This window comes from Streptomyces sp. NBC_00859 (assembly GCF_045161865.1).
In the GTDB taxonomy this organism is placed as follows: Bacteria; Actinomycetota; Actinomycetes; order Streptomycetales; family Streptomycetaceae; genus Streptomyces.
On sequence record NZ_CP108826.1, the window covers coordinates 4,966,722 to 4,988,477 of the forward strand.

19 protein-coding genes are annotated in these 21,756 nt (G+C 70.8%); 15 read left to right on the forward strand and 4 right to left on the reverse strand.

The features are described 5' to 3' along the window. Nucleotides 1–124: 124 nt before the first annotated feature. A complete protein-coding gene (locus tag OG584_RS21735) occupies nt 125–1,516 on the reverse strand; it encodes a diaminopimelate decarboxylase (protein ID WP_405780190.1) in 1,392 nt (463 codons plus the stop codon). Nucleotides 1,517–1,636: 120 nt separating this feature from the next. Between OG584_RS21735 and hutU the strand changes: the two genes are divergently transcribed. Genes hutU through hutI form a run of 4 tightly spaced genes read left to right on the forward strand, consistent with a single transcriptional unit; the run spans nt 1,637 to nt 7,105 of the window. Beyond that, nucleotides 1,637–3,337, forward strand: coding sequence for a urocanate hydratase (gene hutU / locus OG584_RS21740; protein WP_405780192.1), 1,701 nt, complete (start codon nt 1,637–1,639; stop codon nt 3,335–3,337). A 17-nt stretch (nt 3,338–3,354) separates the two neighbouring features. Next, nucleotides 3,355–4,554, forward strand: a complete 1,200-nt coding sequence (locus tag OG584_RS21745) for an allantoate amidohydrolase (RefSeq protein ID WP_405784215.1) — start codon at nt 3,355–3,357, stop codon at nt 4,552–4,554. Continuing rightward, complete coding sequence (locus OG584_RS21750; RefSeq protein WP_405780194.1) at nt 4,545–5,894, forward strand: formimidoylglutamate deiminase; 1,350 nt, start codon at nt 4,545–4,547, stop codon at nt 5,892–5,894. The genes OG584_RS21745 and OG584_RS21750 overlap by 10 nt, the downstream gene beginning before the upstream one ends. A gap of 32 nt (nt 5,895–5,926) precedes the next feature. Then, nucleotides 5,927–7,105 (forward strand): imidazolonepropionase, encoded by a 1,179-nt coding sequence (gene hutI / locus OG584_RS21755; RefSeq protein ID WP_405780196.1) that lies wholly within the window; start codon nt 5,927–5,929, stop codon nt 7,103–7,105. A gap of 152 nt (nt 7,106–7,257) precedes the next feature. On the opposite strand, the gene OG584_RS21760 is transcribed toward hutI, so the two are convergent. After that, nucleotides 7,258–8,139: an RNA polymerase sigma factor SigF gene (locus OG584_RS21760; protein WP_405784217.1), complete on the reverse strand. Its 882-nt coding sequence runs from the start codon at nt 8,137–8,139 to the stop codon at nt 7,258–7,260. A 247-nt stretch (nt 8,140–8,386) separates the two neighbouring features. On the opposite strand from OG584_RS21760, the gene OG584_RS21765 reads away from it, so the two are divergent. The 6 genes from OG584_RS21765 (at nt 8,387) to OG584_RS21790 (ending at nt 14,058) form a co-directional block, all read left to right on the forward strand. Then, the gene (locus OG584_RS21765) at nt 8,387–8,755 is read left to right on the forward strand and encodes an STAS domain-containing protein (RefSeq protein ID WP_405780198.1); all 369 of its coding nucleotides are present in this window, start codon (nt 8,387–8,389) and stop codon (nt 8,753–8,755) included. A 117-nt stretch (nt 8,756–8,872) separates the two neighbouring features. Beyond that, nucleotides 8,873–9,364 (forward strand): ATP-binding protein, encoded by a 492-nt coding sequence (locus tag OG584_RS21770; protein WP_405780200.1) that lies wholly within the window; start codon nt 8,873–8,875, stop codon nt 9,362–9,364. A 326-nt stretch (nt 9,365–9,690) separates the two neighbouring features. Next, nucleotides 9,691–10,422, forward strand: a complete 732-nt coding sequence (locus OG584_RS21775; protein WP_405780201.1) for a peptidase — start codon at nt 9,691–9,693, stop codon at nt 10,420–10,422. Between the two features lie 107 nt (nt 10,423–10,529). Then, nucleotides 10,530–11,531, forward strand: coding sequence for a hypothetical protein (locus OG584_RS21780; protein WP_405780203.1), 1,002 nt, complete (start codon nt 10,530–10,532; stop codon nt 11,529–11,531). Next, complete coding sequence (locus OG584_RS21785; RefSeq protein WP_405780205.1) at nt 11,528–12,637, forward strand: hypothetical protein; 1,110 nt, start codon at nt 11,528–11,530, stop codon at nt 12,635–12,637. The genes OG584_RS21780 and OG584_RS21785 overlap by 4 nt, the downstream gene beginning before the upstream one ends. 14 nt (nt 12,638–12,651) lie before the next feature. Then, the gene (locus OG584_RS21790) at nt 12,652–14,058 is read left to right on the forward strand and encodes a hypothetical protein (protein ID WP_405780207.1); all 1,407 of its coding nucleotides are present in this window, start codon (nt 12,652–12,654) and stop codon (nt 14,056–14,058) included. Between the two features lie 164 nt (nt 14,059–14,222). Here OG584_RS21790 and OG584_RS21795 read toward each other — a convergent pair whose 3' ends face one another. Continuing rightward, entirely contained in the window at nt 14,223–15,704 is a 1,482-nt protein-coding gene (locus OG584_RS21795) for a peptide MFS transporter (protein ID WP_405780209.1), read from the reverse strand. Nucleotides 15,705–16,166: 462 nt separating this feature from the next. Between OG584_RS21795 and OG584_RS21800 the strand changes: the two genes are divergently transcribed. After that, the gene (locus OG584_RS21800) at nt 16,167–16,844 is read left to right on the forward strand and encodes a response regulator transcription factor (RefSeq protein ID WP_405780211.1); all 678 of its coding nucleotides are present in this window, start codon (nt 16,167–16,169) and stop codon (nt 16,842–16,844) included. A 46-nt stretch (nt 16,845–16,890) separates the two neighbouring features. Further along, the gene (locus tag OG584_RS21805; protein WP_405780213.1) at nt 16,891–18,183 is read left to right on the forward strand and encodes an ATP-binding protein; all 1,293 of its coding nucleotides are present in this window, start codon (nt 16,891–16,893) and stop codon (nt 18,181–18,183) included. A 31-nt stretch (nt 18,184–18,214) separates the two neighbouring features. On the opposite strand, the gene OG584_RS21810 is transcribed toward OG584_RS21805, so the two are convergent. Then, nucleotides 18,215–18,703, reverse strand: coding sequence for a GtrA family protein (locus tag OG584_RS21810; protein WP_405780215.1), 489 nt, complete (start codon nt 18,701–18,703; stop codon nt 18,215–18,217). Between the two features lie 129 nt (nt 18,704–18,832). Here OG584_RS21810 and OG584_RS21815 point away from each other — a divergent pair, with 129 nt between their 5' ends. From OG584_RS21815 to OG584_RS21825, 3 genes are read left to right on the forward strand one after another with little or no spacing between them, the layout of a single operon-like run. Beyond that, the gene (locus OG584_RS21815) at nt 18,833–19,984 is read left to right on the forward strand and encodes a 5-(carboxyamino)imidazole ribonucleotide synthase (RefSeq protein WP_405780217.1); all 1,152 of its coding nucleotides are present in this window, start codon (nt 18,833–18,835) and stop codon (nt 19,982–19,984) included. Continuing rightward, nucleotides 19,981–20,541, forward strand: coding sequence for a 5-(carboxyamino)imidazole ribonucleotide mutase (gene purE, locus OG584_RS21820; RefSeq protein ID WP_405780219.1), 561 nt, complete (start codon nt 19,981–19,983; stop codon nt 20,539–20,541). Before OG584_RS21815 ends, purE begins: the two co-directional genes overlap by 4 nt. Before the next feature lie 9 nt (nt 20,542–20,550). Next, nucleotides 20,551–21,738, forward strand: a complete 1,188-nt coding sequence (locus tag OG584_RS21825) for a dipeptidase (RefSeq protein ID WP_405780220.1) — start codon at nt 20,551–20,553, stop codon at nt 21,736–21,738. Nucleotides 21,739–21,756: the final 18 nt, after the last annotated feature.

Here is a 21,756-nt window from a genome sequence, read left to right on the forward strand (position 1 = left end):
CCGGGACGGCCGGGGTGCCCGCGGGCCGGATGATCAGCTGGTGCTGGTGCTGGTGCTGGTGCTGGTGGCTGAGGCTCGCGGCGGTGTCTCGTGATCCGTGTCCGGCGCCCGGGTCCCGCAGCCGTCAGAGCAGTGCGTCCGCGTGGGACCCGCCCGCCTCGGCCACGATCTCCCGCACGCTCTGCGCGTCCCGTACGGTCGCGAACCTGACCCCTCGCCCGTCGGGTGCCGGACCCTGCCCGGCGCCTTCCGTGAACCCGTAAACGGCCGGCCTGGCAAGGCTGTTGTACGCGTAGTGGTGCGCGAAGTAGTACGCACCGGTGTCCAGTACCGCCACGTAGTCGCCCTGGCCGAGCCGCGGCAGCTCGCGGTTCTCCGCCAGCAGGTCGCCCGCGAAGCAGGCGGGGCCCGCGATGTCCTGGGCGACGACGGGGGCCGTGCTGGGGCGGCCTTCCCCGTCGTACGCGGCGATCCGCAGCGGCCAGGACGCGGGCGCGTACACCGTGCGGGTCGCCACCTGCACCCCGGCGTGAGTGACCGCGATGGCCCGGCCGCCCGCCGACTTGGCGTACTCGACGCGGGCCAGGATCGTGCCGTGCTTGGCGAGCAGCGAGCGGCCGAATTCGGTGACCAGGCCGTAGCGGCCGTCGAACAGGCCCGGCGCCGCCGACTTCAGGAGCCGCGCGTACTCGGCGTACGTGGGTGTCTCGTCGTCCGACGAGAAGTTGACCGGCAGCCCGCCGCCGATGTCGACGGTGTCGATCTGCTGACGGCCGGCCGCCGCGTTGATCTCCTCGGCGAGTTCGTACACGGCCCGTACGCCGTCCGCCATCAGCGCCAGCGGGACACCCTGCGAGCCCGAGTGGGTGTGCAGCCTGTTCAGCCACGGGCGGTCCAGGAAGGCGCGGACGACCCAGGCGCGGGCGCCCTCGTCGCGCAGCGCCACCCCGAACTTCGAGGTCGCGGTGGCTGTCGACAGCGCGCCGATGGAGCCGCCGCCGATCTGCGGATTGACCCGCAGGCCCAGGGGGGAGGAGGTCGGGGCCGACCGGACCAGGGCGTCGAGCCGTGTCAGCTCCTGCGGATTGTCGGCGTTCACCGCGATCCCGATGGCGAGCGCCTCGCGCAGCTCGGCGGGCGTCTTGGCGGGGGAGTCCAGGACGGTGTGCGCCGGGCTCACACCCGCGGCGCGGGCCAGCGCGAGCTCGCCGGGGCTCGCGACCTCCGCGCCGATGCCCTCCGTGGCGAGCAGCCGTAGGACGGGCACGAGCGGGGCAGCCTTCACGGCGAAAGCGTGCAGAACGGGCGTACCCGGCGGAGTGACCTCCTCGAACGCGGCCCGCAGTGCGGCGGCACCGCCGCGGATGCCGTGGATGTCCAGCAGCCCGACGACGGGGGACTCCGGGCCGGTGAGCCCGGTGGCCACCGCGGCCCGTACTGCCTGCTCGCGCCGCGTGGCGGCGGCCGTCTCGGAACCCGTGCCGTAGACCGTTCCAGAACCCGTTTCAGAAGCCATGTGATCCAGCCAATCATCCGCCGGGACGAGGTGGGGTTGCCGCAGTGTATTGACTAGTTCTATTCAGCTCGTCAAGATGTGAATAGTTCATGTAACAGTGTGGGATCGAGGAGGCAGACCATGTCAGGACCCCGGCCGGTACGGGCCCCCCGCGGTACGGAGCTGAGCGCCCTGGGGTGGCAGCAGGAGGCCGCCCTGCGCATGCTCCAGAACAACCTGGACCCCGAGGTCGCCGAGCACCCCGACAAGCTCGTCGTCTACGGCGGCACCGGTAAGGCCGCCCGCGACTGGCGCTCCTTCGACGCGATGGTGCGCACGCTGCAGACCCTCAAGCAGGACGAGACGATGCTCGTCCAGTCGGGCCGCCCGGTCGGCGTGATGCAGACCCACGAGTGGGCGCCGCGCGTGCTGATCGCCAACTCCAACCTGGTGGGCGACTGGGCCAACTGGGAGGAGTTCCGGCGGCTCGAATCGCTCGGGCTCACCATGTACGGCCAGATGACGGCCGGCTCCTGGATCTACATCGGCACCCAGGGCATCCTCCAGGGCACCTACGAGACCTTCGCCGCTGTCGCCGCCAAGCGCTTCGACGGCACGCTCGCCGGGACGATCACGCTCACCGCCGGACTCGGCGGCATGGGCGGCGCCCAGCCGCTCGCGGTGACGATGAACGACGGTGTCGCGATCTGTATCGACGTCGACCCGCGCGCCATCGAGCGCCGTATCGAGCACCGCTACCTGGACGTCCGGGCGAACTCGCTGGAGCACGCGCTGCAGCTCGCCACCGAGGCGCGCGACGCCCGCAAGCCGCTCTCCATCGGCCTCCTGGGCAACGCCGCCGAGCTGCTGCCCCGGATGCTCGCCGAGGGCGCGCCGATCGACATCGTGACGGACCAGACGTCCGCGCACGACCCGCTCGCCTACCTGCCGCTCGGTATCGACTTCGACGACATGGCCGCGTACGCCGCCGAGAAGCCCGCCGACTTCACGGTGCGCGCCCGTGAGTCCATGGCCCGGCACGTCGAGGCCATGGTCGGCTTCATGGACGCGGGGGCCGAGGTCTTCGACTACGGCAACTCCATCCGCGGTGAGGCCCAGTTGGCCGGATACAGCCGGGCGTTCGACTTCCCCGGCTTCGTGCCCGCCTATATCCGCCCGCTCTTCTGCGAGGGCAAGGGCCCGTTCCGCTGGGCCGCGCTCTCCGGAGAGGCCGCGGACATCCACAAGACCGACAAGGCGCTCCTGAAGCTCTTCCCGGAGAACGAGTCGCTGCACCGCTGGATCAAGATGGCCGGTGAGCGCGTCCACTTCCAGGGCCTGCCCGCCCGGATCTGCTGGCTGGGCCAGGGCGAGCGCGACAAGGCCGGCGCCCTCTTCAACGACATGGTCGCGGACGGCACGCTCGCCGCCCCGCTCGTCATCGGCCGCGACCACCTCGACTGCGGTTCGGTCGCCTCTCCGTACCGCGAGACGGAGGCCATGCTCGACGGCTCCGACGCCATCGCCGACTGGCCGCTCCTCAACGCCATGGTCAATGTCGCGTCCGGTGCGTCCTGGGTCTCCATCCACCACGGCGGCGGGGTCGGCATGGGCCGCTCCATCCACGCCGGACAGGTGTCGGTGGCCGACGGCACTCCGCTCGCGGGCGAGAAGATCCGCCGGGTGCTCACCAACGACCCCGGCATGGGCGTCATCCGGCACGTCGACGCCGGGTACGACATCGCCGAGCGGGTCGCCGACGAGCGCGGCGTCCGGGTGCCGATGCGTGAGGGCGACGACGCCACCGCGGCCACCACCGGCGGCGAGGGCGATCCCAAGTGACCACCTCGTTCCACGAGATGTGGGCGGAGCTGCTGCCGGTCGGCCGCAGCTCCGCCTCCGGCGGGTACCGCAGGTACGCCTGGACCGCCGCCGACGCCGACTGCCGCGCCTGGTTCAAGGACCAGGCGCTGGCCCGCGGCCTCACGTACGAGCTCGACCGCAACGGCAACCAGTGGGCGTGGCTGGGTGATCCGCTGGGTACCGACGCGGTCGTCACGGGCTCGCACCTGGACTCCGTACCGGACGGCGGCGCCTTCGACGGGCCCCTCGGCGTGGTCTCCTCCTTCGCCGCCCTCGATGAACTCCGCGGCAGAGGGGCCGAGTTCACCAGGCCGCTCGCGATCAGCAACTTCGGGGACGAGGAAGGCGCCCGCTTCGGGCTCGCCTGCGTCGGCTCCCGGCTCGCTGCCGGACAGCTCACCGTCGACAAGGCCCGGCTGCTCCGTGACGGCGACGGTGTCGCACTGCCCGACGCCATGGAGCAGGCCGGGTACGACCCCGCCACCATCGGCCCGGACCCGCAGCGGCTCGCCAGGATCGGCGCGTTCGTCGAGCTCCACGTGGAGCAGGGGCGCGCCCTCGACCTCAGCGGCGACCCGGTCGGTATCGCCTCCGCGATCTGGCCGCACGGCCGTTGGCGGTACGACTTCCACGGCGAGGCGAACCACGCGGGGACCACCCGTCTCGTGGACCGCCGCGACCCGATGCTGACGTACGCCGAGACGGTCATCGCCGCCCGGCGCGAGGCGGAACTCGCGGGCGCGGTGGCCACCTTCGGCAAGATCTCCGTCGAGCCGAACGGCGTCAACGCGATCCCCTCGCTGGTCCGTGGCTGGCTCGACTCGCGCGCAGCCGACCAGGCCACCCTGGACACCGTCATCGCGGGTATCGAACGGGCGGCGAGGGAACGGGGCGAGCGGGACGGCGTGGACGTCCGCGTCACCCGGGAGTCCTTCACCCCCGTCGTCGAGTTCGAGCACGCCCTGCGTGACGAGCTCCGCAAGATCCTCGGCGGCGACGGGACCGGTGTGCCCGTTCTCGGAACGGGCGCGGGACACGACGCCGGGATCCTCTCCGCGTCGGTCCCGACCGCCATGCTGTTCGTACGCAACCCCACAGGTGTCTCGCACTCACCGGCGGAGACCGCCGGTGAGGACGACTGCCTGGCCGGGGTGACCGCACTCGCCGACGTACTGGAGGGCCTGGCGTGCAGGTGACCTACTGGCTGGAACACGCCTGGCTCGACACCCATGTCGAGCCGGGCGTCGTCCTGGAGACCGACCGGGGCCGGATCACGGCCGTCCGCAAGGAGGTGCCGGCGCCGCCGCCCGGTGCGACGGCCCTGCGCGGACTGACCGTCCCGGGCCTGGCCAACGCCCACAGCCACGCCTTCCACCGCGCCCTGCGCTCCACCGCCCAGGTCGGCTCCGGCACCTTCTGGACCTGGCGCGACGTCATGTACGGCGTCGCTACCCGGCTCACGCCGGACTCCTACCACGCGCTCGCCCGCGCGGTGTACGCGGAGATGGCGCTGGCCGGGATCACCGTGGTCGGTGAGTTCCACTACGTGCATCACGCCCCGGGCGGGACGCCCTACGACGACCCGAACGCGATGGGCGAGGCGCTGATCGCGGCGGCCGCCGACGCGGGCATCCGCATCACGCTCCTGGACACCGCCTACCTGGCGTCCGGCATGATCGACAGATACCGCAGCGCGGAGCCGGAGAAGCACCAGCGGCGCTTCTCCGACGGATCGGCGCAGAGCTGGGCCGAGCGGGCCTCCCTGCTGAAGGACCGCGAGCACGCCCGGATCGGAGCGGCCGTCCACTCCGTGCGCGCCGTCCCCGCGGGGCAGCTCGCCACCGTGGCCGAATGGGCCGAGGCCCGCCGGGCCCCGCTCCATGTGCATCTCTCCGAGCAGACCGCCGAGAACGAGTCCTGTCTGACGGCGCACGGCTGCACGCCGACCCGGCTCCTCGCCGACCACGGCATCCTGGGCCCCCGCACCACGGGCGTCCACAACACCCACCTCACCGACGAGGACATCAGCCTCCTCGGCTCCACGGCTACCGGCACCTGTATGTGCCCCACCACCGAACGCGACCTGGCCGACGGCATCGGCCCCGCCGTCCGGCTCCAGCACGCGGGCAGCCCGCTCTCGCTGGGCAGCGACAGCCACGCCGTGATCGACATCCTCGAAGAGGCGCGCGCCCTGGAGCTGAACGAACGGCTGCGCTCGCGCACCCGCGGCCACTGGACGGCAGCGGCCCTGCTGCGCGCCGCCACCGCAGGGGGGCACCACGCGCTCGGCTGGCCCGAAGGAGGCGTCATCGAGAGCGGCGCGCTCGCCGATCTCACCACCATCGCCCTCGACTCGGTCAGAACAGCGGGTCCGGTACCGCGCCTCGGAGCGGAGACCGCGGTATTCGCCGCATCCGCCGCTGACGTGCGCCATACGGTCGTGGGCGGCCGCCATGTCGTACGCGACGGGGTCCATGCCCTGGTCCCGGACGTCCCGCAGGCGCTGGCCGAGACGATCGCGGCGCTGCGACCCTGATCCCGTACCCGTATCCGTAGGAGCACACCGCGATGACGAACGCCGCCACCGCCCTCACCCACATCGGCAGTCTGGTCACCAACGACCCCTCCCTCGGGGACGGATCCCCGCTCGGTCTGATCCAGGACGCGGCGCTCGTCATCGACGGCGACCGCATCGCCTGGGTCGGTGAATCCAGCAAAGCACCCGCCACTGACAACGCGGTCGACGCGGGCGGCCGGGCGGTGATCCCGGGGTTCGTCGACTCGCACTCGCACCTGGTCTTCGCGGGCGACCGGACGGCCGAGTTCAACGCGCGCATGTCAGGCCGCAGTTACTCGGCCGGCGGTATCCGCACCACGGTCGCTGCGACCCGCACGGCCACCGACGAGGAACTCTCGGCGAACGTCGCGGCGTACCTCCACGAGGCGCTCCGCCAGGGCACCACCACGCTGGAGACGAAGTCCGGCTACGGGCTGACCGTCCACGACGAGGCACGGGCCCTGCGCGTCGCGGCGGCCCACACCGAAGAGGTCACCTACCTGGGTGCCCACATCGTCGCGCCCGAGTACGCCGACGACCCCGCCGGGTACGTCGCCCTGGTGACCGGCGAGATGCTGGACGCCTGCGCGCCGCACGCCCGCTGGATCGACGTGTTCTGCGAGAAGGGCGCCTTCGACGGCGACCAGGCCCGCGCGATCCTCACCGCGGGGCGGGCCAGGGGTCTGCATCCGCGCGTCCACGCCAATCAGCTGAGCTACGGTCCGGGCGTCCAGCTCGCCGTCGAACTGGACGCCGCCTCCGCCGACCACTGCACCCATCTCACCGACGAGGACGTCACAGCCCTGGCCGACGGCGACACCGTCGCCACCCTGCTGCCGGGGGCCGAGTTCTCCACCCGTGCCACCTGGCCGGACGCCCGCCGCCTCCTCGACGCGGGCGCCACGGTCGCGCTCTCCACCGACTGCAACCCGGGCTCGTCGTTCACGTCGTCCATGCCGTTCTGCATCGCCCTGGCGGTGCGGGACATGGGGATGAGCCCGGACGAGGCGCTCTGGTCCGCCACAGCGGGCGGGGCGCGGGCGCTGCGCCGCACGGACATCGGCCGTCTCGCACCGGGCGCCAGGGCCGACCTGGCCCTCCTCGAAGCGCCGTCCCACGTCCACCTCGCCTACCGTCCCGGCGTCCCGCTGGTCTCGGGGGTGTGGCAGCGCGGAGTCCGCGTGCTCTGAGGGGCATCGCGTGACGTACGGCGCGCACGGGGCTGCGGGAATGTGCCCGCGGTCCCGCGCACGCTGAAGAGCCGGTCCCGGCGGGCGGGACCGGCTCTTCCGCCGAGGTGCGGTCCGGCCGGTGTGCCGGGCGGACGCTCCTCGTGGCGGTCTCACTGCTCCAGGGTCAGCCCCTTACGGAGCTTCACCAGGGTGCGCGACAGCAGCCGCGACACGTGCATCTGCGAGATGCCCAGCTCTTCGCCGATCTCCGACTGCGTCATATTGGCGACGAAGCGCAGGGACAGGATCTGCCGGTCGCGCGAGGGGAGCCCGGCGATCAGGGGCTTCAGCGACTCGATGTACTCGACGCCTTCGAGGTCGTGGTCCTCGTAGCCGATCCGGTCGGCCAGCGCGCCCTCGGAGTCGTCCTCCTCGGGCTGGGCGTCCAGCGAGCTCGCGGTGTACGCGTTGCTCGCCGCCATCCCTTCGACGACCTCTTCCTTGGTCAGGTCGAGGCGCGCTGCGAGTTCCGCCACGGTCGGGGCGCGGTCGAGCTGCTGAGCGAGCTCGTCGCCCGCCTTGGCGAGGTCGAGACGGAGCTCCTGGAGCCGGCGCGGGACCCGCACCGACCAGGACGTGTCACGGAAGAAGCGCTTGACCTCACCGATGATCGTCGGCATGGCGAACGTGGGGAATTCGACGCCCCTGCTGAGCTCGAAGCGGTCGATCGCCTTGATCAGGCCGATCGTGCCGACCTGGATGATGTCTTCCATCGGTTCGCTGCGGGAGCGGAACCGGGAGGCGGCGAACTTGACCAGGGCCAGGTTGAGCTCGACAAGCGTGTTGCGTACGTAGGCGTGCTCGTGCGTGCCCTCTTCAAGGGACTCCAGCCGCGCGAAGAGCGTCTTCGACAGGGCCCTGGCGTCCAGCGGCCCCACTTCGTCGTACGGCGGAATCTCAGGAAAGTCCTCGATTCCGGAGTCGATCCGGTCGGGCGGGGTAGGCCGTGCAGTCGACGCATCGCTGCGAGATTCGTCGAGCCGGGGTGACATGGTGTCCTCCATGGTTCTCGGCATATGGCTGCCGATGCCTGTGTCAGCGGTGTAGCGGCGCCTCCGAAGCCGGCCGTGTTCGAATGCTGTCGCTACTACCCCTATCGGCTCGGGATGGACAAGCGCAAGTGTTAAATGTCCGTATTGCTACGTTTCGTTGGGGTTGTTCGGGTACCGGTCGGCGTGTGGAAGGCGTAGTCTTCGTCGCACGTCAGCCACATCTCCAACACGGCGAAGAGGGACGGACATGGACCGCGGGACGGTCGGCAGTGCGAACCGGGGTCGGCTTCTGGTCGAAGTCAGGTCCGCGGGCCGGAGTGAGGTCGTGACTCCAGCAGGTGAGCTCGATCACCACACTGCCGAATTGCTGAGCGAGCCGTTGGACAAGGCTCTGGAGCGGGGCCGGTCGAGGCTGGTCATCGACTGCTCCCGGCTGGAATTCTGCGACTCCACCGGACTGAACGTGCTGCTCGGGGCCCGCCTCAAGGCGGAGGCCGCGGGGGGCGGGGTGCATCTCGCGGGGATGCTCCCCGTGGTGGCCAGGGTGTTTGAGATCACAGGCGCCGAGGCCGTCTTCACCGTGCACGATTGCCTGGAAGATGCGCTGCGCGACTGATCGGCACACTCTGTTGAAAGAAAATGAGTGTTGTCACCATTAGGCAGGGCAGGAGTCCCTCCGCAATCTCTGTACCGCTGACTTTTTGAACTGGTGAATCGGTGAGGTGAAGCGCTGATGAGCACCACCCGGCAGCAGCCGCCGGGGGACCTCGGCCCCGAGCGCGACGGCGCCGGACCAGCCTTTACCGTGTCCGCCGAAGGCCGCAGTCGCACGCTCTCCCTGTTGAGCGCGAGCGGCATTGTCCCGCTGGCGCGTGATTTCACGCGTCAGGCACTGTACGACTGGGCCTGGCTGCCGGCGGAGAGCGCCGACCGGCGCGCCGCGGCGGAGGATGTCCTGCTGGTCGTGTCCGAGCTGGTCACCAACGCGTGCCTGCACGCCGAGGGCCCCGAGGAGCTGCGCGTCTCGTACGGGCAGAAAGTGCTCCGTCTTGAGGTCGCCGACCGCGGTGCGGGACAGCCCGCGCCGCGCAGCCCGCACCGGGCCGGCCGGCCCGGTGGGCACGGCATGTTCATCGTGGAGCGGCTCTGCCTCGACTGGGGTGTGGTCCGTACGCCGGGCAGTCCCGGCAAGATGGTCTGGGCCGAGCTGGCCGCGCCCGCATAGCGGGACGGCCCGTCGGCGCCGGCCCGCCCGGTCCCCGTGGGCGGTTTCTGCCGGACGGGGGCCCGGCCTGCCGGGCGCGGTCCGCACGGCATGGGACGGCCCGTCCGTCCTGCCCCCGGTCCGGGGCGGTAGGGCCCGGCAGGCGTTGGCGGCGCACTGGCTGCCCCTCGCGCCACTCCTCTCTCCTCTTTCTCCTGTTCCCCCTGAGCGCACCGATCCGGTGCGCTCTTTGTCTTCCCTCGGCAAGGGCTCCGGCGTACCTTGAGCGCCAAATCTGATGTGTCGTCAGTAACTTAGCGGCGGCATCCGGCATAAGGGGTTTCGAGGTGTCGTACCAGAAGCGGACAGCGTTTGCGCTGGCGGCGGCCGTCGCGGGCTCGGTGGTGCTGATGACCGCACCGGCGGCCCAGGCCGACGTCGTGGACGTCAACTACCAGTGCAAGACGCCGATCGGGAGCAAGGGAGCCGTCTCGCCCATCGACATCAAGGGCGTCAAGAGCGGCAGCGGCTACACCCTCACCATGTCCTTCCAGAAGGGCGTCTCGTCCAGCCCGGTCGAACTGGGCAAGGGGGCCATGAAGCCCAGTGCGCTCATCAGGCTGGGAGGCGCCGAGAGCGGTACGGTCCCCGTTTCGGGGGCGACCAACTCGGCCGCGATACCCGCCAATTCACCCATCAAGATCAGTGACCTGTCGGGCACCTACACGCCCAAGAAGACCGGCAAGGTCACCTTTACCGCGTCGACGCTGACCATCAAGGCGCTCGGCACGACCACCACCTGCACTCCGTCCAACAGCCCCAAGCCCTCACTGGAGCTGACGGTCGCGGGATCGGGCGGCGGCGGTACGAGCGGGGGCAGTGGCTCCACGGGCGGCTCCACCGGCTCCACCGGCAGTACCGGCGGCTCCGGCACGTCGCAGAGCACGTCGGGCGGCAGCCTGCCGAAGACCGGGCCGCTCGACTCCACGATGGCGCTCGGCACGCTCGGCGGGACGGTGCTGCTGAGCGGGGCCGCCGGAGTGCTGTGGCTGACCCGGCGGGGCCAGCGGTCCGCGTAGGCCGTGTCCGCAGCACCGGCCGGGCCGGACCGTCAGGCCGGGCGGGAAGTGAGGCGGGCCGGGACATGAGGCAGAGCTGGGACGTAGGACAGACCGGGAGTTGTTCCATGCGCACGCGCATCATCCGTTCCGTCGTGCTCACGGCAGGCGTGCTGCTCTGCGCCGCCGTACCCGCGCTCGTACCCGCGTCCGCTGCGGAACCGGCGGCCGGCGGGCCCGGCTGGACGGCGGCACCCGCGAGCGGCGGGGGCACCAGGCCCAGCACGGCCGGCCGGCCGTACTTCTACCTGGAGGGCGCGCCCGGGACCGTGCTGGAGGACACCCTGGCGCTGACCAATCCGGGGAAGAACGCGCTCACGGTACGACTGGGCGGCGCCGAGGCGTACAACACGGCCTCGGGCGGGTTCGCTCTGCGCACCACGGGCAACAGCTGGATCACCCCGGCCGCCCGCACGGTGAAGGTCCCGGCGCGTACCAGCGCCCGTGTCCCCTTCAGCGTCACGGTCCCGGCCGACGCCGAGCCGGGTGACCACCCGGCTGCGATCGTGGCGGCGGCCGGAGGGCACCGGACCGGAGTGCGCGTGCAGTTGAGGGTGAGCGGACCGACGCTCTCGGCGCTGACCGTCGAGGACGTCCGCGCCGACAAGGGTGCGGGGCTGATCCGCTACACGGTCGTGAACCGCGGCAACACCTCACTCACCCCGCACCTCGATGTCCGGGTCTCCGGGCTCATCGGCGGTGGTCACCGCATCGCCGGGCGCACGCTGCCGGTCGATGTACTGCCCGGACGGCGCGTACGGCTCACGGCGGAGTGGCCGCATCCGCCGGTGCTCGGTCCGGCAGCCGTCCACCTCGTGGTGACGGCCGGGGGCGGGGCCCGCGGGGCGGGAAGCGCCTCGGCTGTGTTCCTCCCGTGGTGGTCCGTGGCGGGGCTCGCGTCTCTGGCGGCGGCCGGCGCGGGCGGGTGGTTCGTCGTACGGCGCAGACGCGCGTCGGCGACGGGGCCCGGACCGTACGCGAGGAGCAGCCCCGGCGCCGGCCCCGGCGGCAGTACCGGACCCGACAGTGAATCCGACAGTGAACCGGCGACGGCGGGAGCGGCAACGTGAAGACTGAACCCGGCCGTTGGCTGTGGCCCTTCGGCGTCTGGGGGGCCGCCCTGGCCTTCCTCGCCGCCCTGGTCCTGTCCCCGGCCGCCGGCGCCGCGGCGGCGGACAAGCCCGGCGCCACACTCTCCCAGCAACAGGGCGGCAAGGGCGGCGACATCACCGTCACGGGCACGGGCTGGCGCCCCGACGCGCTGCTCATGATGCTGATCTGCGGTCAGGCCTCGCCGGCCCGCGGCGTGATCGGCGGCACCAACTCCTGTGCCAACGCCGACGGACGCGCCGTCACCACCGGTTCCAAGGGCACCTTCAGCAAGAAGCTGCCGGTCGCCGAGCCGCCCCAACCCTGCCCCTGCGTGGTGCACATCGCCACAGTGACCGGCGAACAGGCCACCGCCGACGTCGTGTTCAAGGTGGCGGGCCATCCGGTCGCGGCGCTGCCGAAGCCCGCGCCCGGCGGACGCCTCGCGGTCCTGTCCGGCGCCCGCCTCGAGGGATCCAGCGGCGTCCTCACCTGGTTCGGGGCGCCGCCCAGCCGGAAGATCGTCTTCACCGTGGGCAATCTCGGCTCGACGCCCGTCAAGGACCCGCTCTTCTCCCTCGGCACGGCGCACGGTGTGTTCGCCCCGCAGTGGGAGGACCGGCAGTGGCACGGCACGGTCGCACCCGGCAGGAAGGCGCGGATCAAGCTGGACGCCGAACTGTCGGCGGGCGCCCACGGCGACTACCAGGTCGCGGTGAAGTACGCGGGCAAGACGCTGATCGAGCAGCCCTGGGGGGTGGGGCGCCCGTGGGGTGTCACGTTCTTCTGGCTGCTGCTGTGCGTGGTCGTACCGGCCGCGGTGTTCCGTATCGGCATGGCCGTCGTCGACAAGGTCAGGCCGCGTACCGCGCGCGCTACGGGCGTCGGGGCCGGGCGCCACCGGAACACGCTGCTGCTGGGACTCACCGCGAGGACGTCCGCGCTCCGCAGGCCCGACCGGGCGGCCGGGCCGCCCGGTGACGGGCCCCCACCTACGGCCACGGTTCTGCCGTGGTTCACCCCGGACACCGCACCGTCTGAGAACCACCCGGCCGAGAAGCACCCGACGACGAAGGGAAACTCGTGATCAGACAACGGAGGATGAGCGCGGCAGGATTCGCGCTGATGCTCGGCGGTGCGGGGATCATGCTGGCGGCGGGCCCCGCCCAGGCCGCTGACGTCTCGTACAAGACCGAGTGCATACCGCCCGCGATCTCAGGTCTGCCGCCCATCGAGGGCACGACCCAGGTGGCTATCACGGCGCCCGCCACCGCGAAGGTGGGCGACGAGGTCGACGTGGTGTGGAAGACGGTCTCGGCCGCCTCCAAGAACCCCGACATCCTCGACCTGGACTCCAACACCGTGCAGCCCACCGGCACGGTCAAGGTCGGCGGGGCGCAGACCGCGGATCTCGCCGTGCAGGGGCCCCGGACGAATCCGCCCATCCCCAAGGGCGCCCCGATGGTCCTCTCCGACATGACGGCCAAACTGAAGCTGACCAAGGCCGGGGACGTCACGCTCACGGCCGACAAGTACAGCATCAACGTAAGCAAGCCGATCTCCACCGACACCAAGTGCTCGCCCAAGGAGACGGTGAAGTCGTCGGCCACCATCAAGGTCACGGACGGCAGCGGCACGACGACCGGCGGCACCACCACGGGCGGCACCACCACCGGCGGCACCACCACGGGCGGCACCACCACCGGCGGCACCACCACCGGTGGCACGACCGCGGGTACGACCACGGGCGGCACCACCACGGGCGGGGCGACCACCGGTGGTACGGCGACGGGTGGCACGACGGCGGGTACGACGACCGGCGGGACCACCACATCAGGGGGTACCGGCGGAGGCTCGACCGACTTCCCGGGCAAGGAGGTCTCCGTCGCCTACGCCTGCAAGACGCCCATCGGCAACAAGAGCGCCACTTCGCCGGTGAAGATCAGCGCGAAGAAGAGCGGTGGGGACTACGGCCTCACCGTCAAGTTCAGCAAGTCCGTGATGGACAGCCCGGCCGACATCCCGGCCGGTTCCGTCGTGCCGTCCATGGACGTCAAGCTCGGTGGCGCGGACAAGGGCACGGTCCATGTGGCGGGCCCGGCCAACAAGTCGGCCATCAAGTCGGGCGCCCCCATCGAGATCCCCGACCTCTCCGGTACGTACAAGCCGGGGGCCGACGGCAAGACGACGCTCAGCCCCGGCGTGCTGACGGTCAAGGCGCTCGGCACGACCACGACCTGCACCCCGCCGGCGAACGTCGCCGTCTCGCTGGAGCTCGACACGTCCGCCCAGCCGGGCGGCGCTGCGGGCGGCACATCGACCGGCGGCACCACCGGGGGCACCGCGACGGGCGGCTCGGCCACCGGCACCAGCGGCGGCCTCGCCGAAACCGGTGCGAGCGACAACGGCGGCCTGCGGGCGCTCGGTCTGGTGGCCGGCACGGTGATCCTGCTGGGCGGCGCGGTGTTCACCTTCACCCCGTGGAGGAGGCTGCGCGGCACCCGCTGACCCCGGGCGTACGGCTCCTCCCCAGCATCAGCATCAGCACCGGCACCGGGGAGGGGTTCCCGTGCACGACGAAGCCCCCGCCGCACCTGACCTTCGGTGCGGCGGGGGCTTCGTACCGGACCGGACAGGCCCGGCGGTACAGCTGCGGAGCGGTGCGGACAGCGTCAGCGGACGTCGCCCATGAGCTCCTTGACCTTGCCGCGGTACATCCAGACCGCTATCGCCGCGACCACCGCGAGCGCCGCTTCAAGGCCGACCATGCCGGACTTGTTGAGGTTCACACCGGAGAGCGACAACAGGCTGGTGACGCAGTCGCCTGCCGTGACGGCGAGGAACCACACACCCATCATCTGGCTGGCGTACTTCGCCGGAGCCATCTTCGTGGTCACCGAGAGGCCGACGGGGGAGAGGCACAGCTCACCGACGGTCTGGACGAAGTAGATCGCCACCAGCCACATCGGGCTGACCTTGGAGCCGTCCGTCGTCGACATCAGCGGCAGCATGAACACGAAGAAGGAGACGCCGACCAGGAAGAGACCCGAGACGAACTTGACGACCGTGCTCGGCTCCTTGCCCCTCTTGTTGAGGGCCAGCCAGATCCAGGCGACGACCGGGGCCAGCGCCATGACGAACACCGGGTTCACCGACTGGTACCAGGACGTCGGGAAGTGGAAGCCGAGCAGGCTGTTCGTCGTGGAGTTCTCGCCGAAGAGCGACATCGTGGAGCCGCCCTGGTCGTAGATCATCCAGAAGATGGCAGCGGCCACGAAGAACCAGATGTACCCGGAGATCTTCTTCTGCTCCAGGCCGGACAGCTCCCGGTCGCGCTTCATGCGCACCAGGACGCCGATCGGGATCAGCAGGCCGAGCACGGTGATCGGGTAGAGCGCCCAGTTCTCCGTGAAGAGACCGCCGAAGACCACGATGCCGTAGAAGACCGCGGCGATGATCAGGCAGATCACGCCCTTGGTCAGGACGGAGCTGCGCTCCTGCGCCGACAGGGGCTTCGGGACGATGGAGCTGCGCTCGTTCAGGTGGCGCGTGCCGAGGAGGAACTGGAGCAGACCCAGGCCCATGCCGACGGCCGCGAGGGCGAAGCCGAGGTGCCAGTTGACGTTCTCGCCGACGGTGCCGATGACCAGCGGGGCGAAGAACGACCCGATGTTGATGCCCATGTAGAAGACGGTGAAGCCACCGTCCCGGCGGGGGTCGTCGGGGCCCTTGTACAGGTGCCCGACCATGGTGGAGATGTTGGCCTTCAGCAGTCCGGAACCGAACGCGACGAGTGCCAGACCAGCGAAGAACGTGCCCGTGCCGGGCAGCGCCAGAACGAGATGCCCGACCATGATGACCGAGGCCGCGATGGTGACCGTCTTGCGGGCCCCCCAGACGCGGTCACCGAACCAGCCGCCCGGCATGGTGAGCAGATAGACCATCGCCAGGTAGATCGAGTAGATCGCCGTGGCGGTGGCCGCGCTCAGATGCGGGCCGGTGCTGGACACCAGGTACAGCGGGAGCAGCGCCCTCATGCCGTAGAAGCTGAAACGCTCCCACATCTCCGTCATGAAGAGCGGTGCCAGGCCGCGGGGGTGGCCGAAGAAGGTCTTTTCCGGGGTGGCCGGATCCTTCGTCAGGCTTGACGCCATGGTCGTTCCTTGCTTTTCGGGACGCGTCCGGGATCGGTGACGCGCCCGGTGGGGGGTGGCCGGCACCGGCGTGGTCCGTCCCCGCCCCACGCCTGAGGGGCCAGCCGGATGGTTTCCGGACCGAGGGGGGAGACCACACCGGGATCCACGCTCCGTGCGCTGTGTCGCGCACGGGGCCCGGTCGCTAGGTCATTCACTGTTCGCGCGGCCGGGAGGACCGCGCACAGAGTAAGAGGGTCTTTGCCGCACCATGGCAGGCCAAAGAGCCCCAAGTACTGCTACAGGCGTATCGCCACCATAAAGAGCCAGCTGCGGCATTTGAAAGGGCTTGAGACATGGATCACAGGTGAACGCCGGAACCGGGCAACGTATTCGAAGGTAGCAATCCGTATGGGTGCCCATACCCGCAGCCCTTGGCGATCACCTCACGAGCACGACCCGTCGCGGTCTACCATCACCTTCATGACCCGTGTACTGCTCGCCGAGGACGACGCATCCATCTCGGAGCCGCTGGCCCGCGCACTGCGTCGGGAGGGTTACGAGGTCGAGGTGCGGGAAGACGGCCCGACCGCGCTCGACGCCGGCCTCCAAGGAGGGATCGACCTGGTCGTCCTGGACCTGGGCCTGCCAGGCATGGACGGCCTCGAGGTGGCCAGGCGGCTGCGCGCCGACGGGCACACCGTGCCCGTCCTGGTGCTCACCGCCCGCGCCGACGAGGTCGACACGGTGGTCGGTCTGGACGCCGGCGCCGACGACTACGTCACCAAGCCCTTCCGGCTCGCCGAACTGCTGGCGCGCGTACGGGCGCTGCTGCGGCGCGGCGCCACCGACACCGCCCCGCAGCCCGCCACCCACGGCGTACGGATCGACGTCGAGTCGCACCGCGCCTGGATGGGGGACGAGGAACTCCAGCTCACGGCAAAGGAGTTCGACCTGCTGCGGGTGCTGGTGAGGGACGCGGGCCGGGTCGTCACCCGGGACCAGCTGATGCGCGAGGTCTGGGACACCACCTGGTGGTCCTCCACCAAGACGCTCGACATGCACATCTCCTGGCTGCGCAAGAAGCTCGGTGACGACGCGGCGAACCCGCGCTACATCGCCACCGTGCGGGGCGTCGGCTTCCGCTTCGAGAAGAGCTGAGCAGCACAGTCCCGTCCCCGCACGCGCCGACTGCGACACTTGCGGCATGCGCCGCCGACTCATCAACTCCACGCTCGCCGTCGTGCTCGTCGTGATCGCCGTCTTCGGCGTCTCGCTGGTCATCGTCGAGACGCGCACCATCAGCAGCAGCGCCCAGGAGAGCGTGGACTCCGAGGCGCTGCGCCTCGCGAGCATCGTCGAGAGCCGCATCGTCGGGGACGAGCGGGTCACCACGGCGATCCTGCACGACCAGGTGGACGCCGACCGCTACGCGGTGATCAGGGTCCCCGGCCGGGACACCATCAGGCTCGGCACCGAGCCCGACGGCGGAGTCATCCGGTCCACGGCGACCGGCGCCCACGGCGAGCGGGTCTCGGTCGAGGAGGCGGGCTCCACCGTCACCCGCGAGGTCGGCAGGACGCTGCTGATCATCGGGGCTGTGGCCCTCCTCGCGATCGTCTCGGCCGTGCTGCTGGCCGTACGCCAGGCCAACAAACTCGCCTCGCCGCTCACCGACCTGGCCGAGACCGCGGAACGCCTCGGCTCCGGTGACCCGCGCCCCCGGCACAAGCGGTACGCGGTGCCGGAGCTGGACCGGGTCGCCGATGTGCTGGACTCGTCGGCCGAGCGGATCACCAGGATGCTGACCGCCGAGCGGCGGCTGGCCGCGGACGCCTCGCACCAGCTCCGTACGCCGCTGACCGCGCTGTCCATGCGGCTGGAGGAGATCACCCTCACCGGGGACCTGGACACGGTGAAGGAGGAGGCGACCATCGCACTGACCCAGGTCGAACGGCTTACGGACGTGGTGGAGCGGCTGCTCACGAACTCCCGCGACCCGCGCACCGGCTCGGCCGTCACCTTCGACCTGGACGAGGTGGTCACCCAGCAGCTCCAGGAGTGGCGCCCGGCCTACCGCAGCGCGGGGCGCGCGATCGTGCGGTCGGGGAAGCGCGGGCTGCGGGCCATCGGCACGCCCGGTGCGGTGGCCCAGGTGATGGCCGCCCTGATCGAGAACTCGCTGATGCACGGAGGCGGCACCGTCGCGCTCCGTACGAGGGTCACCGGCACCCAGACAGTCGTCGAGGTGACGGACGAGGGACCCGGAGTGCCGCCCGACCTCGGGGCGCGCATCTTCGAGCGGACCATCAGCGGCCGTAACTCCACCGGCATCGGTCTGGCCGTGGCCCGTGACCTCGCCGAGGCGGACGGCGGACGGCTCGAAATGCTCCAGCAGCACCCGCCGGTATTCGCTCTCTTCCTGAGCCGGGTGTCGAAGGACCCGGCGAAGCAGGACATGCTCCCGGACCCCGGGGGCCCGGAACCGACGATCAGGTGACGGGAGGGCTGTCAGGTCCCTGGGCGCGCCGTCAGTCCCGGCGGGCCTTCACCAGGGACGAGGGGGCCGGGGCGCGCTCCGGCGGGGCCGGCAGCGTGCGGAACACCCAGGTGCGGTACGACCAGAAGCGGAAGAGCGTCGCGACGGCAATACCGAAGAACTTGAAGAAGTTGCTCTCCAGGGACGAGTTCCAGCCGGCGCCGTAGGTCGCCGCGTAGAGGATCCCGTTCTCGATGACCGCTCCGACCAGGCTGAACAGCAGGAACAGACCCATCTCCCGGGCCCGGCCGCTCTTCTCGCGGTCCCGGTAGGCGAAGTACCGCAGACCGATGTAGTTGAAGACCACCGCTATGACGGTCGCCAGCACACTGGCCCGTACCACCGGCAGTGAGGTCGAGTGGCGGAGCAGATTGAACGCCACCATGTTGACCAGCAGACCCAGCCCGCCGACCACCCCGAACTTGGCGACCTCGCGCCACAGGCGCTGCACCCGCGTCCGCATCCCGCCGGAATCGCTCATGGTGGTCGCAGGCCCCGTTCGGTCGATTGTGTCAACGCGACCATGCTAACCAGTGGGCCGTTCGGGTGCCTGCTCAAGGCTGTGACGTGCTGGCATGCGGGCCATGGGCCTGCGGATACCCTGGTGTACGTGACGTTCCCCGTAGTCGGCATGGTCGGTGGCGGACAGCTCGCCCGGATGACCCACGAGGCGGGTATCCCCCTCGGCCTCAGATTCAAGCTGCTCAGTGACACCCCGCAGGACTCGGCGGCCCAGGTGGTCAGCGAAGTCGTCATCGGCGACTACCGCGACCTGGACACGCTGCGCGACTTCGCGCGCGGCTGCGATGTGATCACCTTCGACCACGAACATGTGCCCACCGCGCATCTGCGGGCCCTGGAGGCGGACGGCATCCCCGTCCGGCCCGGCCCCGACGCGCTGGTGCACGCCCAGGACAAGGGGGTGATGCGCGAGAGGCTCACCGCGATCGGCGCCCCCTGCCCCCGCCACCGCATCGTCTCCGACCCGGCCGACGCGGTCGCCTTCGCGGACGAGGTGGGTGGCTTCCCCGTGATCCTAAAGACGGTCCGGGGCGGCTACGACGGCAAGGGTGTCTGGTTCGTACGCTCCCTCGCGGACGCCGAAGCGCCCTTCAGGGCGGGCGTCCCGGTCCTGGCCGAGGAGAAGGTCGACTTCGTACGGGAGCTCGCGGCGAACGTCGTGCGCTCCCCGCACGGGCAGGCGGTGGCCTACCCGGTGGTCGAGTCCCAGCAGGTCGACGGGGTCTGCGACACGGTGATCGCCCCCGCGCCCGGCATCGACGAGGAGCTGGCGGGCACAGCCCAGCAGCTCGCCCTGCGGATCGCCGCCGAGCTGGACGTGACGGGACACCTCGCGGTCGAGCTCTTCGAGACCCGCGGCCCCGACGGCACCCCGGGCATCCTCGTCAACGAGCTGGCGATGCGCCCGCACAACTCCGGCCACTGGACCCAGGACGGCGCGATCACCTCGCAGTTCGCCAACCATGTGCGCGCGGTCCTCGACCTCCCACTGGGCGACCCGCGCCCGCGGGCCGGCTGGACGGTCATGTGCAACGTCCTGGGCGGCGACTTCCCCGACATGTACCAGGCGTATCTGCACTGCATGGCCCGCGATCCACAGCTCAAGATCCACATGTACGGCAAGGACGTGAAGCCGGGGCGCAAGGTCGGCCACGTCAACACCTACGGCGACGACCTCGACGACGTGCTGGACCGCGCCCGTCACGCCGCCGGATATCTGCGAGGGACGATCACCGAATGACCTCTCCGTCAGCTCCTGAGGCATCTGTTCCTTCCGGGTCTCCCCTCATCGGCATCGTGATGGGTTCGGACTCCGACTGGCCCGTCATGGAGGCGGCGGCCAAGGTCCTCGACGAGTTCGGTGTGGCGTACGAGGCGGATGTCGTCTCCGCGCACCGGATGCCGCGCGAGATGATCTCGTACGGCGAACAGGCCGCGGACCGCGGGCTCAAGGCGGTCATCGCGGGCGCCGGGGGAGCGGCCCACCTGCCGGGCATGCTGGCATCGGTCACCCCGCTGCCGGTCATCGGTGTCCCGGTACCGCTCAAGTACCTGGACGGCATGGACTCGCTGCTCTCCATCGTGCAGATGCCCGCCGGTGTCCCCGTGGCGACGGTCTCGGTGGCCGGCGCGCGCAACGCGGGACTGCTCGCCGTCCGCATCCTGGCCGCGTCCGACGCCGGGCTCCAGGCGAAGATGCGGAAGTTCCAGCAGGAACTGAACGACGAGGCGACGGAGAAGGGGACCCGGCTGCGCGCCAAGGTGGCGGGCGCGGGCTCCTTCGGATTCGGAAAGTAGAGGCCTCCCATGAGCAAGCACCTCACCGAAGCGCTGGATCTGCTCGCCGAGTACCCGGTCGTGGACGGCCACAACGACCTGCCCTGGGCGCTGCGCGAGAACGTCCGGTACGACCTCGACGCGCTCGACATCGCCCGCGACCAGACGGGCCATCTGCACACCGACATCCACCGGCTGCGCAAGGGCGGCGTCGGCGCGCAGTTCTGGTCGGTCTACGTCCGCAGTGACATGGCGGGTGAGGACGCGGTCAGCGCGACGCTGGAGCAGATCGACGTGGTGGACCAGCTGCTCACCCGCTACCCGAACGACCTGGTCCGGGCGCTGACCGCCGACGACATGGAGAAGGCCAGGAGCCAGGGCCGCATCGGCTCGCTGATGGGGGCCGAGGGCGGGCACTCCATCAACAACTCGCTCGGCACGCTGCGCGCCCTGCACGCGCTGGGCGTGCGCTACATGACGCTCACGCACAACGACAACATCGCCTGGGCGGACTCGGCGACCGACGTCGTGAAGGCCCGGGGGCTGACCGCCTTCGGCCACGAGGTCGTCCGCGAGATGAACCGCACCGGCATGCTGGTGGACCTCTCGCACGTGGCGGCATCCACGATGCGCGACGCGCTGGCGACCTCGACCGCGCCCGTGATCTTCTCGCACTCCTCGTCCCGCGCGGTCTGTGACCACCCGCGCAACATCCCGGACGACGTCCTCGCGCAGCTCCCGGCCAACGGCGGCATCGCGATGGCCACGTTCGTGCCGAAGTTCATCCTCCCCGAGGCGGTCGCCTGGACCGCCCGCGCGGACGAGAACATGCGCACTCACGGGCTGCACCACCTGAACACCACCCCTGCCGGGCTGAAGGTCCAGCGCGCCTTCGAGGAGGCGCACCCGCGTCCGATGGCCACGGCGTCGACGGTCGCCGACCACCTCGACCACATGCGCGAGGTCGCCGGGGTCGACCACATCGGCATCGGCGGCGACTACGACGGCACGGCCTTCACCCCGGCGGGCCTGGAGGACGTGGCGGGCTACCCGAACCTGATCGGTGAGCTGATCGGGCGCGGCTGGTCGAAGCCCGACCTGGCCAAGCTGACCTGGCTCAACGCCGTACGGGTGCTGCGCGCGGCGGAGGACGTGGCCCGCGGGCTCCAGGCCGAGCGCGGTCCGTCCAACGCGACCCTGGCCGAGCTCGACGGCTGAGGCGCACCCCGCCGCGCA

Bases quoted from the DNA above. Each gene is read 5' to 3' on its own strand.
- OG584_RS21735 (WP_405780190.1), bottom strand. From the start codon at position 1,516: ATGGCTTCTGAAACGGGTTCTGGAACGGTCTACGGCACGGGTTCCGAG.
- OG584_RS21810 (WP_405780215.1), bottom strand. From the start codon at position 18,703: ATGAGCGATTCCGGCGGGATGCGGACGCGGGTGCAGCGCCTGTGGCGC.
- OG584_RS21765 (WP_405780198.1), top strand. From the start codon at position 8,387: ATGGACCGCGGGACGGTCGGCAGTGCGAACCGGGGTCGGCTTCTGGTC.
- OG584_RS21805 (WP_405780213.1), top strand. From the start codon at position 16,891: ATGCGCCGCCGACTCATCAACTCCACGCTCGCCGTCGTGCTCGTCGTG.
- OG584_RS21800 (WP_405780211.1), top strand. From the start codon at position 16,167: ATGACCCGTGTACTGCTCGCCGAGGACGACGCATCCATCTCGGAGCCG.
- OG584_RS21770 (WP_405780200.1), top strand. From the start codon at position 8,873: ATGAGCACCACCCGGCAGCAGCCGCCGGGGGACCTCGGCCCCGAGCGC.
- OG584_RS21795 (WP_405780209.1), bottom strand. From the start codon at position 15,704: ATGGCGTCAAGCCTGACGAAGGATCCGGCCACCCCGGAAAAGACCTTC.
- OG584_RS21780 (WP_405780203.1), top strand. From the start codon at position 10,530: ATGCGCACGCGCATCATCCGTTCCGTCGTGCTCACGGCAGGCGTGCTG.
- OG584_RS21760 (WP_405784217.1), bottom strand. From the start codon at position 8,139: ATGTCACCCCGGCTCGACGAATCTCGCAGCGATGCGTCGACTGCACGG.
- purE (WP_405780219.1), top strand. From the start codon at position 19,981: ATGACCTCTCCGTCAGCTCCTGAGGCATCTGTTCCTTCCGGGTCTCCC.
- hutI (WP_405780196.1), top strand. From the start codon at position 5,927: ATGACGAACGCCGCCACCGCCCTCACCCACATCGGCAGTCTGGTCACC.
- OG584_RS21825 (WP_405780220.1), top strand. From the start codon at position 20,551: ATGAGCAAGCACCTCACCGAAGCGCTGGATCTGCTCGCCGAGTACCCG.
- OG584_RS21790 (WP_405780207.1), top strand. From the start codon at position 12,652: ATGAGCGCGGCAGGATTCGCGCTGATGCTCGGCGGTGCGGGGATCATG.
- OG584_RS21745 (WP_405784215.1), top strand. From the start codon at position 3,355: ATGTGGGCGGAGCTGCTGCCGGTCGGCCGCAGCTCCGCCTCCGGCGGG.
- hutU (WP_405780192.1), top strand. From the start codon at position 1,637: ATGTCAGGACCCCGGCCGGTACGGGCCCCCCGCGGTACGGAGCTGAGC.